This window comes from Prevotella sp. HMSC073D09, assembly GCF_001814145.1.
In the GTDB taxonomy this organism is placed as follows: domain Bacteria; phylum Bacteroidota; class Bacteroidia; order Bacteroidales; family Bacteroidaceae; genus Prevotella; species Prevotella conceptionensis.
In genome coordinates, this window is the sequence record NZ_KV815038.1 from 23844 (window position 1) to 40324 (window position 16481).

At 49.5% G+C, this 16481-nt stretch carries 11 protein-coding genes; 3 read left to right on the top strand and 8 right to left on the bottom strand.

Annotated features, from left to right (window positions below):
- Window positions 1-781 precede the first annotated feature (781 nt).
- Window positions 782-2125, top strand: a complete 1344-nt coding sequence (locus HMPREF2955_RS01845) for a TIGR00341 family protein (protein ID WP_070720340.1) — start codon at window positions 782-784, stop codon at window positions 2123-2125.
- Between the two features lie 86 nt (window positions 2126-2211).
- On the opposite strand, the gene HMPREF2955_RS01850 is transcribed toward HMPREF2955_RS01845, so the two are convergent.
- The 5 genes from HMPREF2955_RS01850 to purB form a co-directional block, all read right to left on the bottom strand.
- Window positions 2212-2739, bottom strand: coding sequence for a DUF6646 family protein (locus HMPREF2955_RS01850; RefSeq protein WP_070720342.1), 528 nt, complete (start codon window positions 2737-2739; stop codon window positions 2212-2214).
- A gap of 9 nt (window positions 2740-2748) precedes the next feature.
- Entirely contained in the window at window positions 2749-4197 is a 1449-nt protein-coding gene (locus tag HMPREF2955_RS01855) for a hypothetical protein (RefSeq protein WP_070720344.1), read from the bottom strand.
- Between the two features lie 249 nt (window positions 4198-4446).
- Complete coding sequence (asnS, locus tag HMPREF2955_RS01860; RefSeq protein ID WP_070720345.1) at window positions 4447-5850, bottom strand: asparagine--tRNA ligase; 1404 nt, start codon at window positions 5848-5850, stop codon at window positions 4447-4449.
- A gap of 131 nt (window positions 5851-5981) precedes the next feature.
- Window positions 5982-7523 carry a pseudouridine synthase gene (locus HMPREF2955_RS01865; protein WP_070720348.1) on the bottom strand — a complete coding sequence of 514 codons (1542 nt, stop codon included), beginning with the start codon at window positions 7521-7523 and terminating at the stop codon, window positions 5982-5984.
- A gap of 184 nt (window positions 7524-7707) precedes the next feature.
- Window positions 7708-9054, bottom strand: coding sequence for an adenylosuccinate lyase (gene purB, locus HMPREF2955_RS01870; protein WP_070720349.1), 1347 nt, complete (start codon window positions 9052-9054; stop codon window positions 7708-7710).
- A gap of 251 nt (window positions 9055-9305) precedes the next feature.
- Here purB and HMPREF2955_RS01875 point away from each other — a divergent pair, with 251 nt between their 5' ends.
- Window positions 9306-10961 carry a phosphatase PAP2 family protein gene (locus tag HMPREF2955_RS01875; RefSeq protein ID WP_246830039.1) on the top strand — a complete coding sequence of 552 codons (1656 nt, stop codon included), beginning with the start codon at window positions 9306-9308 and terminating at the stop codon, window positions 10959-10961.
- A 260-nt stretch (window positions 10962-11221) separates the two neighbouring features.
- Here the strand turns inward: HMPREF2955_RS01875 and HMPREF2955_RS01880 are convergent, their stop codons facing one another.
- Both HMPREF2955_RS01880 and HMPREF2955_RS01885 read right to left on the bottom strand, forming a co-directional pair.
- Complete coding sequence (locus HMPREF2955_RS01880) at window positions 11222-12157, bottom strand: YitT family protein (RefSeq protein ID WP_009230979.1); 936 nt, start codon at window positions 12155-12157, stop codon at window positions 11222-11224.
- Window positions 12158-12210: 53 nt separating this feature from the next.
- Window positions 12211-12585, bottom strand: coding sequence for a RidA family protein (locus HMPREF2955_RS01885; protein WP_019188290.1), 375 nt, complete (start codon window positions 12583-12585; stop codon window positions 12211-12213).
- A gap of 294 nt (window positions 12586-12879) precedes the next feature.
- Between HMPREF2955_RS01885 and HMPREF2955_RS01890 the strand changes: the two genes are divergently transcribed.
- Window positions 12880-15420 carry an ATP-dependent Clp protease ATP-binding subunit gene (locus HMPREF2955_RS01890; protein ID WP_070720353.1) on the top strand — a complete coding sequence of 847 codons (2541 nt, stop codon included), beginning with the start codon at window positions 12880-12882 and terminating at the stop codon, window positions 15418-15420.
- Between the two features lie 467 nt (window positions 15421-15887).
- Here the strand turns inward: HMPREF2955_RS01890 and HMPREF2955_RS01895 are convergent, their stop codons facing one another.
- Window positions 15888-16451: a hypothetical protein gene (locus tag HMPREF2955_RS01895; RefSeq protein WP_070720355.1), complete on the bottom strand. Its 564-nt coding sequence runs from the start codon at window positions 16449-16451 to the stop codon at window positions 15888-15890.
- Window positions 16452-16481: the final 30 nt, after the last annotated feature.

Genomic DNA, 16481 nt, shown 5'->3' on the forward strand with positions numbered 1-16481 from the left:
CTAAATGCAGTGTGTTTTGGTGCTAAATGCAAGGCAAAATGCCGCTAAATGCGGTGAAAAATGGTGCTAAATGGCAGACGAAAAGCGTAAAAACACGCTGCAATGGTATAAATATAACCTTTCTGAACCATGAAATACATGGCCCGAAAGGGCAAAATGACCATTAAAAAGTGGGGTTTTAGGGGTAAAAAGCGTGTTTTTGGGCGTTAATAATAATGAGTTGGCAACCAATCTAGAGGGGCAAAATGGTGCTAAATGCAGGTTGTGTTCTTAAAAACAGACAAACTGAAAGACGTGAAAGGTTAGAAATAGTGACGTTTTACCTACTTTTTGACCCATATTTTCGCTAGAACGGAGAGAAAATTTGCGCGGAGTTGTAAAATAAAAAATAACGATTTGAGTTTTTGAGTTTTTGAGTTTGTAAGTTCGTGAGTTGATGTGTTGATGCGTTGGTGAGTTTATAAGTTTGTGATTTTTTGAGTTTGTAAGTTGGTGAGTTGATGTGTTGGTAAGTTGTTGAGTTGGTAAATTTTTGAGTTTTTGAGTTTTTTGAGGTTGTAAGTTTGTGCGTTGATGTGTTGCTGAGTTGTTACTTTTTCGTGCGTTCATAACCCAGTGAGTTTGTTTGTGCTGCACTTTGTATGTGAGAAAGGTGCTTGTTTTGTGTTGGCATTATAACGATCTTAAAACCTCTCCATTTGTAGAAATATTCAAAGTCAACACGCACTCTATTTGCGAATGTCAGCTTAAACGCGTAATTTTGCAGCTAAATAACAGAAATATGACAAGCAGTGAGCATACACTTTGGCAGGTGGTGAAAGGCTATTTCAACGCCCTGCCCGACAAAGAGAACGAGAAAGAAACCATCAAACAGATAAGCAGCGGCGTTACTTTCCACGGTGCAAACCTCTGGGTGCTAATCTTTGCCATCCTTATTGCATCGTTGGGACTGAATGTTAACTCCACGGCCGTGATAATCGGTGCCATGCTTATCTCGCCATTGATGGGCCCCATCATTGGCATGGGGTTGGCAGTGGGCATTACCGACTTGGAGTTGCTTAAACGTTCGGCCACACATTACCTCGTGGCAACGGTTATCAGTGTGATTACGGCCATGCTTTATTTCATCATTACGCCGCTAACCGAGGCACAATCTGAACTTCTTGCCCGTACGTCGCCCACGCTTTACGATGTGCTCATCGCCCTCTTCGGCGGTGCGGCAGGTATTTTGGCACTTTGTACAAAGGGTAAAGGCAACGTACTGCCAGGCGTTGCCATCGCCACAGCCTTGATGCCCCCGCTGTGTACGGCAGGTTATGGACTGGCCGTTGGCAACCTTTCGTATTTCTTCGGGGCGTTTTACCTGTTCTTCATCAACACGGTTTTCATCGCCCTAGCCACGTTCTTGGGGGTGCGGATGTTGCGTTTTAAACGTAAGGACAGTGTGGATGCAGCGCGCTTGGCCGTTGTTAACCGCTATATGATAGGTGCTGTGGTGCTTACAATGCTGCCCGCTGCCTACATGACCGTGCAAATTGTGCGCGAGAGTGTGCAGGAAAACGCCATCTTGAAATTCGTGAAGAACGAGTTTGAGACGAAGGGCGCACAGATTATCTCGCACAAGATAGACGATAAGAGCAGTTCGCTGAACATCATAACCGTGGGAAAACGCCTTACTGAGGGCGAAATAACCGATGCCCGAAGGCGTATGGAGGAGTATAAGTTGGAGCAGTTTAAGCTGAACGTGATACAGGGAATGCAGACTGATAGCCTGATGTTGAGCCAGATGCTCAACGTAAACGGTGGTGCATCGCAGGCAAAGAACACGAAACTTTTGGAGCAGGCAGACCAAATTGAGGCCCTGAAAGCCAAGAACCAAAAGTACGAACGCCTGCCGCGCTTGGCCAGCGACATGCGTACGGAGATACAAGCCGTTTGTCCGCAAGCTACGAGTATCAGTCTGGCAAACGTTGCCGAGGCCCGCGTTGACACAACGGCCACAACGCAATATGTAATGGCTGTTGTTGACTGCAAAGGAAAACTGCCGCCAACGGATAAGAAACGATTGCACCAATGGTTGCGTGCAAGACTTAAAGTGGATAGCCTTCGGTTGGTAGTACAATAAGAAAAGGCGTTGCCTATGCCACGTAATGCGCGTGGAAGGCAACGCCTTAATGTTTTGTTTTAACGGCCGTTAGGCGGCCTATACCATTATATACTGATGGTAATACCTGCCGAGAAAGCGAACTTTTCGGGGTAAACGCCTAAGTTGCTGCCTATGGTTATCGTCTCGAAGAAGTTGTATTGCGCCGAGCCGTATACGCCGAACACCTCGCCGAAGTTAAAGCGCACGCCCGTTTGCAAGGACATGGTTTTGGTACTAAGTATCGGGCCTACGTAAATGTCGAAGTTGTCGGGTAGCTTTAACACTTCCATGAAATGGTAGTTGAGATAAATGCCGAGGTCGGAGAAATCGTAAAACCTAGACTCTTTCTCGCCTTCGTCGTCCTTATAGCGTAGCGTGGTGAACTTCGCGCCATACGAAAGAAAGTCGTTGATGCCTTCTTCGTAGCCTATTTCAACTCCGTGTCTGCCGCCTACATTGGTGTAGCCGAGGTATATTTTACTGTCGTCGCTGCCGTCGAATGCTTGTGCAAAGAGGGGTGTTGCCGAGCAAAAGGCAAGGAGTAGGGCTGCAAACAGGCGTGCAAGCCCATGTGTGTTGCGTGTTGTTTTCATCTGTTGTGCTTATTTAATGGTGTATTTCGTAATGGAGAATACCTTGCGGCGTTCGCCGGTGTTGTGGTTTTTGATGATTTGCCTGCCGTAGACGATGAAGTTTTTGCCGTACCAGTGCAACGTTCCAGAGTATCTCATCTTCTTAACATCCTCGTCTTCGTTGTCTGTTTCAATCATTTCCGACTTGCGTTCTTGTGCCACTTCGCCCGTTTTGTTGTTGAAGAGCTTAGAAACGAGCATCTTATCGTCGGCATAAACAAGGTCTACATCGTTTTTCTTAATGCCTGCCGAGATAAAGCGTTTAACGTACATGGGTTTTTGTCGGGGGCGCATTTCAAAGCAATTGTCCCAAAGTAGGTTGCAGTCGGCATCGAACTTGGCCAACACGGCGTGGGTGTAGGCGTAGCCGTTAAATTGGGTTACCATTACCGTCCCGGCCCAATAGGTTACGTAAGTGGGATAGAAGGCCTCGCCAAGATAAAAGTAATCCTTGCCGTCGGTCATGATGCCGTGCGATGCGATGTTGTATTTCAGGCTGTATTCCTTACCAGCCTTTTCGGCTTTTTCTTTCTTTCGTTCTATCCTGGCCTTGCGCCTGTTGCTCATATAATCGGTGAAATTCTTCAAGTCGAGGAAGTTAACGAACCGCTGTTTCTTAATTTGCCAGTCTTCCAGCTGTGCAAAATAGATGCCTTGCGCGCCGCCTTTCTTGCTCTTGGTGTAGGTTCCTGTCATGAAATACTTGTTGTTGGCCTTAGAAAGCGATGCCGAAAGCAGATCTTGGTCGATGTCGGTGGTGAGGTTGGTAATGCCCAACTGCGTGCCGTTGAAGTCTATGCGTGCCAAGTAAAGTTCGCGTTCGCCCTTTACAACGGCGTAGATGATGTTGTCGAGAATGGTGTTTTGCAGTATAAACACCTTTCTATCTCTTACGCCGGGTATGTGTATGTCGGCAAAACGGCTTTCGCCTGTGTTGAGGTCTACAATGCCAATGCGCTCCAAACGTTTCTGGGTGGAGCTGAAAACCAGCTTGCCATCGTGTATAACAAGGTCGCGCATGCTGGCTTTGCGTGTGTATTCGCTGTCGGTAACTTTCGTCTTGTGGTCTTTCGTGTTGAAGGCATACACAGAGAAAGCCCCACTTCGGGCGCGCAAAACGGTGTAGTTGACATCGTTGTTGAAGGTGCAACTGTAGAAATACAAGTCGTCGTCTATCAGCGTTGAGTCGGTAAACAGTGGTTTGAGGTCGGTAGAGAGGTACTCGGTTTTGAAGTATCGCTTGCCTTTATCGGCCTTTTTGGCAAACGAATAGACAATGAGTCCACGTTCGCCGAGCGTTGCAACCACTTGGTCTTCATAGTCTCCGCGGTGCGGATACTCAATTCTAGCTGTTACTTGTGCCATTGCCGAAAGCAGATTTAGGCACATGGCCAAAGCCATTAAGGTAATTGTTTTCATATCGTTATTGTTTTGTTGGTTTGTTTTCTTAGTGCATTCGCGCGGTGGGCGAAGTGTGTTTGTTCGGTATCCGTTTGCTCAAAACGGCGTGTCATGGTGTGTTGGGCTGTTTCTTTAACCGTTTGTTAGCGAAAAAGCAAAGGCAAGAAAGAGCCTGCGCGCTGCCCTTTTGGGGGCGTGGAGCTAGTTTCTTTCTTGCCTTTCTATCAGTAAGCGGAATGGTTTATCCTTTTCACAGCAGCTGCGATGTTAGAACTCTGCCGACTTCGGTGTGCGTGGGAAGGGGATGACGTCGCGAATGTTTTGCATGCCGGTAACGAAGAGGATGAGCCTTTCGAAACCTAAACCGAAACCTCCGTGAGGACATGAGCCAAAGCGACGCGTATCTAGATACCACCACATGTCTTTCATGGGGATGTGGCGTTCTTCGATTTGAGCCACCAGCTTGTCGTAGTTCTCTTCGCGAACACTACCGCCAATGATTTCGCCTATTTGCGGGAACAGCACGTCGGTGCCTTGAACCGTGCGGCCGTCTTCGTCTAATTTCATGTAGAAAGCCTTGATGCCCTTGGGATAGTGGGTCATGATGACAGGCTTTTTAAAGTGTTCTTCAACAAGGAAACGTTCGTGTTCGCTGGCCAAGTCCATGCCCCAGCTAACGGGGAACTCGAACTTCTTGCCGGCTTTTACGGCCTCTTCGAGGATGTTGATGCCCTCGGTATAGTCTAGCCGAACGAAGTTTTCGTTCACCACCCCCTGCAAACGTTCAATCAGTGTGTTGTCTATCATCTTGTTGAGGAAGGCAAGGTCGTCCTTACAATGCGCTAATGCCCAACGCACACAATACTTAATGAAGTCTTCTTCGAGGTCCATCAAGTCGTCAAGGTCGATAAAAGCCACTTCGGGCTCAATCATCCAGAACTCTGCAAGGTGGCGTGGCGTGTTGCTGTTTTCGGCTCGGAAGGTAGGGCCGAAGGTGTAAATCTGCCCCAAGGCCGTTGCTCCAAGTTCCCCTTCAAGCTGTCCGCTCACGGTAAGGCTAGTCATCTTGCCGAAGAAGTCGTCGTTGTAGTTAACCTTTCCGTCCTCGTCTTTCTTCAAGTCGTTCAGGTTTTTGGTCGTAACCTGGAACATCTCGCCTGCCCCTTCTGCATCGCTAGCGGTGATGATGGGCGTATGGAAGTAGAAGAAACCATGCTCGTGAAAGTATTGATGAATGGCGAAAGCCATATTGTGGCGTATGCGCATAACGGCGCCGAAGGTGTTGGTGCGCAAGCGGAGGTGTGCGTGTTGGCGCATATACTCGAAGGTTTGGCCCTTCTTCTGCATGGGATAGTCGCTGCCACAGCCGCCCAAGAGCTGCAACTCGGTGCATTGTATTTCCGAGTTTTGGCCTTGTCCTTGGCTTTCCACCAGCTTGCCAGTTGCGCTTACGCATGCGCCGGTGGTTATTTGTTTAAGTAATTCGGTGTCGAACTTCGTTGGGTCGACAACTACCTGCACGTTGTTGATGGTAGAACCGTCGTTTAAGGCGATGAAATCTACCACCTTACTGCTGCGGTGAGTTCGTACCCAGCCCTTCACGTTGACCTCTGAACCGAAGTCTGTGCGTTGAAGAACGTCTACAATCTTTGTTCTACGAGTTTTTTCCATTGATGTTCTTTATTGGGAGTTAAGGGTGTTAAGGAGTTTAGGTAATAAGGAGTTCTCACTAACGCTACAAAAGCATTTGGCTTAACTCCTTAACTACCTTAACTCCTTAACTCCTTATACTTCTAGGTTTATTACTCAAAAGCCCCCATTCTCAGCATGTCTACTTCCTTCTCGGTAAGGAAACGCCAGTCGCCTCGTTTGAGGTTCTTCTTGGTGAGTCCGGCGAATTGAACGCGGTCAAGGCGCACCACGCGATAGCCTAAGCTTTCGAAGATACGGCGCACAATGCGGTTCTTTCCGCTGTGGATTTCAATTCCCACTTGTGTCTTGTCCTTGTCGTTGGCATATTCGATGGCATCTGCATGCACTTCGCCGTCGTCGAGCGTAACGCCCGTTGCAATCTGTTGCAAGTCGTGTTCGGTAACTTCCTTGTCGAGGAACACGTGGTACACCTTCTTCTTCAAGAACTTGGGATGAGCCAACTTGCTGGCCAAGTCGCCATCGTTGGTGAGCAGCAACACACCCGTAGTGTTGCGGTCGAGTCGGCCAACGGGGTAGATGCGCTCAGGGCAAACGCCCTTAACGAGGTCCATCACCGTCTTGCGTTGTTGTGGGTCGTCGCTGGTTGTAACGTAATCCTTGGGTTTGTTAATCAGCACGTACACTTTCTTTTCGAGCGTTACGGGCTGGTCGTGGAAGATAATCTCGTCTGAACGAAGTACCTTCGTACCCAATTCTGTAACCACATTGCCGTTAACCTTCACCATACCCGACTGTATGAATTGGTCGGCTTCGCGCCTGCTGCACACGCCGGCGTTGGCTAAGAACTTGTTCAAGCGCAGTGGCTCGTTGGGGTCGATGTTCTCTTCCTTATATTCTATACGCTTTTTCAAGCTGTATTTTGCATTTGGATCGTAGTCGGGCGTGCGTTGGCGATAGTTGCCTTGTTGGTAACCGCCGCGTTGCTGATAGCCGCCGCGTTGTTGATAACCGCCTTGTTGGTAGCCACCACGTTGCTGATAGCCGCCGCGTTGTTGATAGCCGCCGCGATTGTTATTGTTGTTGTACGAGCGTTGCTGGTAGCCGCCGCGTTGCTGATAGCCGCCTTCCTCGTTGTTATAACGTGGACGATAGCCGCCTTCTTGACGTGGCTGGTAGTTGGAACGCTGCTGGTAACCACCTTCTTGGTTGGCTTGGTAGCCGCCTTCTTGGCGTGGACGGTAGCCGCCCTCTTGCCTAGGTTGGTAGTTGGCGCGCTGTTGGTAGCCGCCCTCGCCCTCTTGTGCATTGTTGTAACGCGAACGGTATCCGCCTTCTTGACGTTGTTGGTATCCGCTGCGGTTGTTGCTGTTGTAGCTGCTGCGTTGCTGATAGCCGCCACCTTCGTTGTTGTAGTTGTTGTAACGAGGGCGATATTGCCTTTGTTGGGGTGCTGCACCGCTTTGCAAGTTGGCTCCAAATCCTTCGGGGCGGAATGCTCCTTCGTCTTCTCCGCCGCTACTTCTGCGGTCGGTACTGTAGGCGCGTTGGGTGTGAATTCGTGGCCTTTGCGTTCTTGCACCAGCATTTCCATAGGTTCGGGAATAGCTTCCACCTGCGTTGTAGCCTTCACGGCTTTCCTCTTGCTGTCCTTTCGACGTGTCTTGAGGGGTCTTTTCCATTTCTGATTCCATAATTTTAATTCTTTTTTAACCTCACGGTTGCGTTAATACTTTACTTTTAATTCCTTTAATTTATAGCTTAGTTAGTTTATGTTACTTAGTTGACGAGTTGACAAGTTGGCCAGTTAACCAGTAGACAAGTTGGCCAGTTAACTGGTTTTCTTTTATATTTCTCTTGTTTCCTATCAGTCCCTGCTTATACCCCAGTGTAGTTCCAAGGTTTAATCGCGAGCAGTTCTTTCTTCACGTCCTGGCTTACGTTCAGTTGATTAACAAAGTCGTGGATAGTGCGCTCCGTCATCTTCTCGTTCGTGCGTGTTAGGGCTTTCAGCGCCTCGTAGGGGTTGGGATATGCCTCCCTGCGCAAAATGGTTTGTATGGCCTCGGCCACCACCGCCCATGTGTTCTCCAAGTCTTCGGCCAGTTTCTCCTCGTTAAGGATGAGCTTTCCTAATCCTTTGAGCGTGCTTTGGAAGGCGATGAGCGCATGTGCCATAGGCACGCCCACGTTGCGTAGCACGGTAGAATCGGTGAGGTCGCGTTGCAAACGACTAACGGGTAGCTTTTGTGCCAAGAACTGTAACACGGCGTTTGCCAACCCCAGGTTGCCTTCGCTGTTTTCAAAGTCGATGGGATTAACCTTGTGTGGCATGGCGCTCGACCCCACTTCGCCCGCTTTTATCTTCTGTTTGAAGTAGTCCATAGATATGTACATCCAGAAGTCGCGGTCCAAATCAAGTACGATTGTGTTGATGCGGCGCATGGCATCGAAGGCTGCGCCCATGTTGTCGTAGTTGCTTATCTGCGTGGTTAGCTGCTCGCGCACCAGTCCCAGCCTTTCGCTAACGAATCGGTTGCCGAAGTCGCGCCAGTCTATTTGGGGGTATGCCACGTGGTGGGCGTTGTAGTTGCCCGTGGCTCCGCCAAACTTAGCCGACATCTTGCAGGCTTTAAGCTGCACCAACTGCTCCTCCAAACGATAGGCAAACACGCCAATCTCTTTGCCAAGACGTGTTGGCGATGCAGGCTGGCCGTGCGTTTTGGCCAGCATGGGCACGTCTTTCCACGTTTCGGCATATTGTTTCAACTGTCCAATCAGCTGTTCCAACAATGGGTAATAACATTCTTCGAGTGCCTCTTTCAGCGAAAGTGGCACGCTGGTGTTATTGATGTCTTGCGAAGTCAGCCCAAAGTGGATGAACTCCTTATAAGGTTCTAAACCGCCAATGGCATCGAACGCTTCCTTGATGAAATACTCCACGGCCTTCACATCGTGGTTCGTTACCTTCTCGATGTCTTTAACACGCTGTGCCTTAGCCTCGTCGAAAGTGCGGTATATGTCGCGTAGTTGGTCGAAACGCTCGCTGCCCACACCGGCCAATTGCGGCAAAGGCAGCTCGCAAAGGGCGATAAAATATTCTATTTCAACCCTTACACGATAGCGGATAAGGGCATATTCCGAGAAGTAGTTGGCTAACGGTTCGGTTTTACCGCGATAACGGCCATCGATAGGCGAGATGGCTGTAAGCATGTCAAGACTCATATAACTTTATCGTACTAATTGAATTGCAAATTTACCACAATAAATTGACACTTCCATGTTTTATATATTAAAATGTGTCTTGTAGTGAACTTTTTTGGTAAAAAAGTGCCTTGCGCCCGTTGAGGGCAAGCCGTTGGCTTGTTCGTTGGTGCCATTTTTTTGCAATAAAGGCTTTGCCGATAATGGATTTTTTGCTAACTTTGCCTGCAACAGGTTGAGAAGGCCGTACCAACAATCACCACGTAATCACTATGCTGACATCAAAAAACAGTTCAACTCTACATGTAAACAACCATAGCCGAACACAGCAAAACAAGCAAGCGGAGCCTTTCTCTGCTTGGCATTGGCGCATTGTCCAATGCGTTTTGGTAGCCCTCTTTTTGTTGTTCGCCCTCGACGTCGCCGCCCAAAGCAGCGATGCCGAACGCGTTGGCGTGCCCGAAGATAGCGTAAGCGTAAAGAACGAGGTGGCGGACTCGACCCTTTGGGCACAGCCCCTGTCTGCCATGCAACTCGAAACAAACCCTACGGACTCGACCTTGCATCGCCAAGACTACCCTCGGTTCGACCGAAGCTTAACCTATGTTGGCCTTCCGCTCATCCTTGCAGGCGTGTTGGGCAGAGGCGAACGCCACCGCGTGTACTACTTGCACAAAGAGTTCGTCCCCGAATTCAAGTCCTCGGTCGACGATTATGTGCAGTTCGCACCCTTTGCCTTAGCCACGGGCTTGCAGGTAATGGGGGTTCGGGGCAAAAGTTCCGCCGTTCGTTATTTGGCTAGTAGTGCCATGTCGTTTGCCATCATGGCTGCCATCGTGAACACCATTAAGTTCACCGTCAACCAAATGCGCCCGGACAACAGCACGCGTAACTCGTTCCCCTCGGGACATACGGCGACGGCTTTCGTGGCTGCAACCATCCTTCACAAGGAGTATGGGCTCACGGTAAGCCCGTGGTACAGCTTTGCGGGATATGGCCTGGCCACTGCCACGGGGGTGATGCGCATGCTAAACAACCGCCATTGGATGAGCGACGTGTTTTGTGGGGCGGGTATCGGCATCATGTCTACCGAGTTGGGCTATGCGCTGAGCGACTTGTTGTTTAAGAAAAAGGGGTTGGTTGCTCCCGAAAAGCACAACCTGGTGGACCTAAGCACGCACCCTTCGTTTTTCTCCATTCGCATGAGCGGCATTCTAGGGCAGCAACGACTTCGCACGCCCGACAGCTTTAAGGCCACCTTGGGCGATGTTCCGTTCCTTATGCAATTTGGAACGGGGGCGATGGTGGGCGTGGAGGCCGCCTATTTCTTTAATCCCTATATCGGTGTTGGTACCTCGTGGCAACTGGTCGGACATCATGTTAAGCACCTCGACAAGCCATTTAGGCGACCTTCTGCCACGGCAAACCTCCCCGAAGGCGTTACGTTCGACTTCTTACGCACAGGCCTAAACGAACTTTGTTCCTCTTTGGGACTTTATTTGGCATGGCCTTTTGCGCCTCGCATGTCTTTGGGCGGACAGTTTACCGTTGGGCGCAATATCTTTAAGGGCATCTCGGTGCGCGCCATGAAGGAAGGGACGGTGAAGAGCGGAACACCTGAAAGTTACACCGATACGCAGCAAAAGTACACCACCGAATGGGACTTCCTCACCATCCAAGGCAACAAGGCCCTGCGTTTAGGCACAGGCATGTCGTTCACCGTGGCCTACAAGCAGGCTTACAGCTGGCGCGCGTTCCTCAATCTGAATTATTCGTTCAACACGTTTACCTTGACGTTGAACCCTTCGGAATGGAAACAACACGAGTTTCCCGATGCAAAGAACCTGCCCAACGAGGTGATTACCGAGCGCATAAAGAAGAAACTGTTGCAACTAAGTGTCGGTACGGCGTTTTGTATTTCGTTTTAAATGCGTGGTAAAGATTAAGCAGTTGGCCACCAACCGCTTTTTTTCGGGAGCCTTATTGTATAGGCTTTGTCGCATTTCTTCTTTGTCGCAGGGCAGCCCTCTCGTCACTTCGTCCTCTCGTCAGCAAACAAAATTGAGAGATTTTTCACTCATGGCGCACCACACCTTTTATATAATGCGGTCGTCGTGAGTGAGAAATCTCTCAAATGATACATTTTCTTTGCTTATGCGTTGTGGCTTGCTTGTGTAATGCAGTTGTATTACACGGCAGGCGTGGCGTTAGCCTTTGGCGCACCGTCCACCCGTTTTTTGCTACGCTTAACCTTGAACTTGTCAAATCCATTTCCATAAACGCCGCTCACCGACGATTGCGTAACAAAGGCGTGCGGGTCTATTTCGTCAATCATACTGTACACTTGCGATGCCTCACGTTGTTTGGTTACAAGAACCACCAGCTTGAGATGATTACCCGAATAATAGCCCGTGGCATCGATGATGGTGCATCCGCGGTGGGGTGGGGTGCTCGTTATGCGTTGGCAAATCTCTTCGTAACGTTCGGAGATGATGAGGAACTGAACCGAGCGTTTGCCCATATTCACCACTTGGTCGAGCACAAACGACACCACGATAAGTCCCACATAGCCATAGATAACCTGCTCCCAACTCTTCAAAACCAAGTAGCTAAGGCTTACGATAATCATGTCTACCAGCAGGATAACGCGTCCAAGAGAAATGTCGCGATACTTGTTGATGATGGCCGCAACGATGTCCGACCCACCCGAACTGCCATGATAAGACAGCCCAAAGCCCAAACCGATACCGCAGAAACACGACCCGATGATGCAGGCCATGAAAGGTTCGTCGCGAAGGATGGTGGGATGGGGGAAGAGTTGGCGGAACAACCCAACGAACATCGTCATCATCGTTACGCCGTAGATGGTTTTCAAGCAAAACTTAAAGCCCAAAACTTTCAGGGCAATGGCAAGAAGTATCAGGTTCATGCCAAAGTAGGTGAACTGCACAGGGGTGTGCGTGCCCCAAAAGATGATGGACGAAAGGCCGGCCACGCCACCTGTGGTGATGTGGTTGGGCAGGTAAAAGGCCACCCAACCCAAGCTATAGAAAGCCATGCCGATGCCAATCATCACGTAGTCGGTAAGTTCCCGATATATGGCTTTTTGGTTTACAGCTGTCATTTTGCGGTAAGTTGTGAAAGGTTTTGTTTGTGTGCGCTTTTACGTTTTGCCCTTTATTTGGCGGCTATGCACTCTACTTCTACCAAGGCACCCTTCGGCAATGCCTTCACGGCCACGGCCGAACGGGCAGGGAAAGGCTGCGAGAAAAACTCGGCATACACTTCGTTCATCTCGGCGAAGTTGGCCATGTCCGAAAGGAAAACGGTGGTTTTAACCACGTTGTTCAGGTCGGCGCCTGCCGCTTGCAGCACGTTTCGCGCATTGGTAAGCGATTGGCGCGTTTGTTCTTTCACGCCGCCCGGCACAAATTCGCCCGTCGTTACGTCTACGGGGAGTTGGCCTGAGGCGAAAACAAAGCCGTTAGCCTCGATGGCTTGACTGTAAGGGCCGATGGCCTTGGGTGCTTTTTCTGTGTTGATTGCTTTCATTTGTGTTGATTGTTTCTGTAATTGCGTGCAAATATAATAATAAAACTTGACGTGGGCAAGTTTGCCCCTGTTTGTGTTTTTTATTTGTTCGGCGTGTTGTAAATTGCGCTTTTTTCACTATATTTGCATGAGAGAGGATGTGCCCCGTGGGCAATGGCAAGCCACATAGGCCGCAATCGCATTTTGGCACGGTGTTTGCCCTTCTACAATAGGGTTGCCCGATAAGGCATCAATCAATGCGCCTTAACGGCAACTAAGTAATTATTAAACGAAAATACAGGAGGAATAAAGTATATGAAAAGCCAATTTTCACCCAGGGTTTCAGAGGTTCTGGCCTTCAGTCGCCAAGAGGCAACGCGGCTGGCCAGCAACGTCGTGGGGCCCGAACATTTGCTGCTGGGCATCTTAAGAGGAAGTGGCGGCCCTGTAAACGAACTCTTCGAACGGCAGAACACCGACATCGAAGCCATGCGCTTGCAACTGGAAGAGTTGGCTAAGGCGCATGCGCAACAGGTACCCATGCCCAACAACGAGGTGGCCCTTAACGAAATGGCAAACAACATCCTGAAATTGGCCGTGTTGGAGGCACGCATACAAAACACGCAAACCGTGGATGTGCAGCACCTTTTGTTGGCTATGCTGCACGACCGCGTGGACAATGCCGCCAAACAGGTGCTCGAAAGCAACAACTTGAACTACGAAGACACCTTGGCTTACCTGCAAAAGCGGGCCATGCCATCGCAAGATAGCCTCGGACTTTCCGACGATGAGGAAGACGAACCCATGCCGGGCAACAGCGGCGCACAACGCAACGAACGTGCGCAAGCCACGCAAACGGCTAAGGGAAACGGCAAAACGCCCATCCTCGACAGCTTTTCTACCGACCTTACCCAGGCCGCAATGGAGGATAAACTCGACCCCGTGGTGGGTCGGGAGCAGGAAATTTTGCGCGTTACCGAAATTCTCAGTCGCCGTAAAAAGAACAATCCCATCATCATTGGCGAACCGGGTGTGGGCAAAAGTGCCATCGTTGAGGGGTTGGCTCAGCTCATTGCCAAGCGCAAAACGTCGCCCGTGCTCTTTAATAAGCGCATTGTGAGCCTGGATATGGCGGGTATGGTGGCCGGAACGAAGTATCGAGGACAGTTTGAAGAGCGTATTCGCGGATTGCTCAAAGAAATAGAGAACAACCCCGACATCATCGTTTTCATCGACGAGATACACACCATCATCGGCGCAGGAAGTACACCTGGCAGCATGGATGCCGCCAACATCATGAAACCGGCGTTGGCCCGCGGCACCATACAATGCGTTGGAGCCACCACGTTAGACGAGTATCGCAACAGCATCGAGAAAGACGGTGCGTTGGAAAGACGTTTCCAAAAGGTGATTGTCGAGCCAACAACGGCCGACGAAACCTTGCAAATCTTAGAGAACATTAAGGATAGGTACGAGCGTCATCATCACGTGGCATACACCGAAGACGCTTTGCGCGCCTGTGTCAAACTGACAGAACGCTATGTCACAGATAGGGCTTTCCCTGACAAAGCCATTGATGCGCTCGACGAAGTGGGCGCAAAAGTGCACCTGCAACACGTGGAAGTGCCGCCGGCCATCATCGAAAAGGAGAAGGAATTGGACGAGGCTAAGCTAAAAAAGCAAAACGCCGTGGTGAACCAAAACTACGAATTGGCTGCCAACTACCGCGACATGCAACTGCGACTGGAAAAGGAATTGGAGGCACTGAACTACGCTTGGGCGTTTGGCGACAACGACAATCGCCAGCCCGTAACCGAAAAAGAGGTGGCCGAAGTTGTATCTATCATGACGGGCGTGCCTGTGCAACGAATGGCAGAAACCGAAGGCGTAAGGCTAAAAGGCATGGCCAACGAACTGAAACAGGCGGTTGTGGCGCAAGATGCAGCCATCGAAAAGATGACTAAGGCCATTCTTCGCAACCGCGTTGGACTAAAAGAGCCCAACCATCCCATTGGCGTTTTCATGTTCCTTGGCCCCACTGGCGTGGGCAAAACCTATTTGGCCAAGAAGTTGGCGCAGTTTATGTTCGGCAGCGACGATGCCCTTATACGTGTAGATATGAGCGAGTACACCGAAAGCTTTAACGTGTCGCGCTTGGTGGGTGCACCTCCGGGATACGTGGGTTACGAAGAGGGCGGACAGTTAACAGAGCGTGTTCGCCGCAAGCCTTACTCCATTGTGCTGCTCGATGAAATTGAGAAAGCGCACGGAAATGTGTTCAACCTGTTGCTGCAAGTGCTAGACGAGGGGCGCCTTACCGATGGAAACGGTCGCTTGGTAGACTTCCGCAATACGGTTATCATCATGACTTCGAACGCCGGAACACGGCAGCTGAAAGAGTTTGGACGTGGCGTAGGCTTTAACACGGGTGGCGCATTGGGGCTTAACATGAACGAGAAAGACAAGGAATACGCCCGCTCGATTATCCAAAAGAGCCTTAGCAAGCAGTTCGCGCCCGAGTTCTTAAACCGTCTTGACGAGATTATCACCTTCGACCAACTAGACCTCAACGCCATCAACCGCATTGTCGACATCGAGTTGAAGGGGCTTTACAAGCGCGTTGAAGACCTGGGCTACCATCTGGAAATAACGACTGAGGCCAAGAGTTACGTTGCATCTAAGGGCTACGATGTGCAGTTTGGTGCGCGTCCCTTAAAGCGAGCCATTCAAACGTACATCGAAGACTTGCTGGCCGAGCGCATTCTCTCAGACGAATTGGCCCTTGGTGGCACCATCGTTATAGACAAGTGCCCCGACAAAGAAGAACTTTTGGTAAAAGAAGTGGCTGCATCTTAACGCCCCAACGCAGGTTTCGGCCTATGTTGTGCGGCCCTTGTAGCCCACCCTTTAAATACAGCGGGGGCATCATGCACTAGCCATGATGCCCCCGCTTTTTGGTTATGGGTGGTAGTGTGTGTATGGAGGTACAATTATGTGCTAATCTCACAGGCACAATATAAACACACCCCCAACACCATATAATAATATAGCCATATCAAACGCTTCACAGCGATGACATGGCCTTCATTTGAGGATAATAAACAAGAAATCTTACTTCACAGTAAAATTCCTGCTAAGTTTCCGCGTTAACCACTTTAACAACGCGGTTGATGTTCCAAGCTTGTAAGTTGCTCAAAACATCGTCAAGTTAAGATTACACTACTTCATCTTAATTTTCTTGTTTAGCCAAAAGCGGGTGCACCAATGCCTGATGCACCCCTTCTAGCGTTATCGGTTGCGCAATTCGCGCTACCTTTCATAAATTAAAATTTAATGAAAGGACGAACATGAGTTCTAGCTCCCTTTATTTGAGAATACCATGCCATGCCGTCCGCAGTTGGATTAACCGTTCCTGCTTCGGTTGTTTGGTATTCTGTGCTGGTCCAGTAATGCTTATTCAGAATTGTCTTGCCACCAGCTTGTTTAAATAGCTTGTCAACAATGCTTCCATTCCAGCTATACCTTTGGTTTGCATCCTTAACTTGACTGGTATCTCCAAAGCCAAGCATGCCAAAAGCAGCTTTCCAGTCTGAATACGAGGGTAAGAACCATCTCCATGACGATGGTGTACCAGCAGCTGGAGTGTACTCGGCTGCAATCTTAAAAGCACGGAAACTGGTAGAGTGTGCCTTTAAACCAATGGTTCCTTCGCTGTACCTACCCTCCCAAGTTTCTTTGTAACCGCTTGACATGTAGAAAGGTTTAGTTAGAGCCCAACTCAAGACGGGAGTATTTTTGGTTCTTCCGTTAAATGCGTAGATGAGGAATTTTGTTTTTAGTAAGGATGAATTTTTAATATCATTTCTCGCCATTTCTACTATCCTCATTTTTAGTTAGTTATATTTTCTGTTGTTGCC

Coding starts and splice junctions, on each gene's coding strand:
- HMPREF2955_RS01855 (WP_070720344.1), bottom strand. CDS start 4,197: ATGAAAACAATTACCTTAATGGCTTTGGCCATGTGCCTAAATCTGCTT.
- HMPREF2955_RS01890 (WP_070720353.1), top strand. CDS start 12,880: ATGAAAAGCCAATTTTCACCCAGGGTTTCAGAGGTTCTGGCCTTCAGT.
- asnS (WP_070720345.1), bottom strand. CDS start 5,850: ATGGAAAAAACTCGTAGAACAAAGATTGTAGACGTTCTTCAACGCACA.
- HMPREF2955_RS01850 (WP_070720342.1), bottom strand. CDS start 2,739: ATGAAAACAACACGCAACACACATGGGCTTGCACGCCTGTTTGCAGCC.
- HMPREF2955_RS01865 (WP_070720348.1), bottom strand. CDS start 7,523: ATGGAATCAGAAATGGAAAAGACCCCTCAAGACACGTCGAAAGGACAG.
- HMPREF2955_RS01895 (WP_070720355.1), bottom strand. CDS start 16,451: ATGAGGATAGTAGAAATGGCGAGAAATGATATTAAAAATTCATCCTTA.
- purB (WP_070720349.1), bottom strand. CDS start 9,054: ATGAGTCTTGACATGCTTACAGCCATCTCGCCTATCGATGGCCGTTAT.
- HMPREF2955_RS01845 (WP_070720340.1), top strand. CDS start 782: ATGACAAGCAGTGAGCATACACTTTGGCAGGTGGTGAAAGGCTATTTC.
- HMPREF2955_RS01885 (WP_019188290.1), bottom strand. CDS start 12,585: ATGAAAGCAATCAACACAGAAAAAGCACCCAAGGCCATCGGCCCTTAC.
- HMPREF2955_RS01875 (WP_246830039.1), top strand. CDS start 9,306: ATGCTGACATCAAAAAACAGTTCAACTCTACATGTAAACAACCATAGC.
- HMPREF2955_RS01880 (WP_009230979.1), bottom strand. CDS start 12,157: ATGACAGCTGTAAACCAAAAAGCCATATATCGGGAACTTACCGACTAC.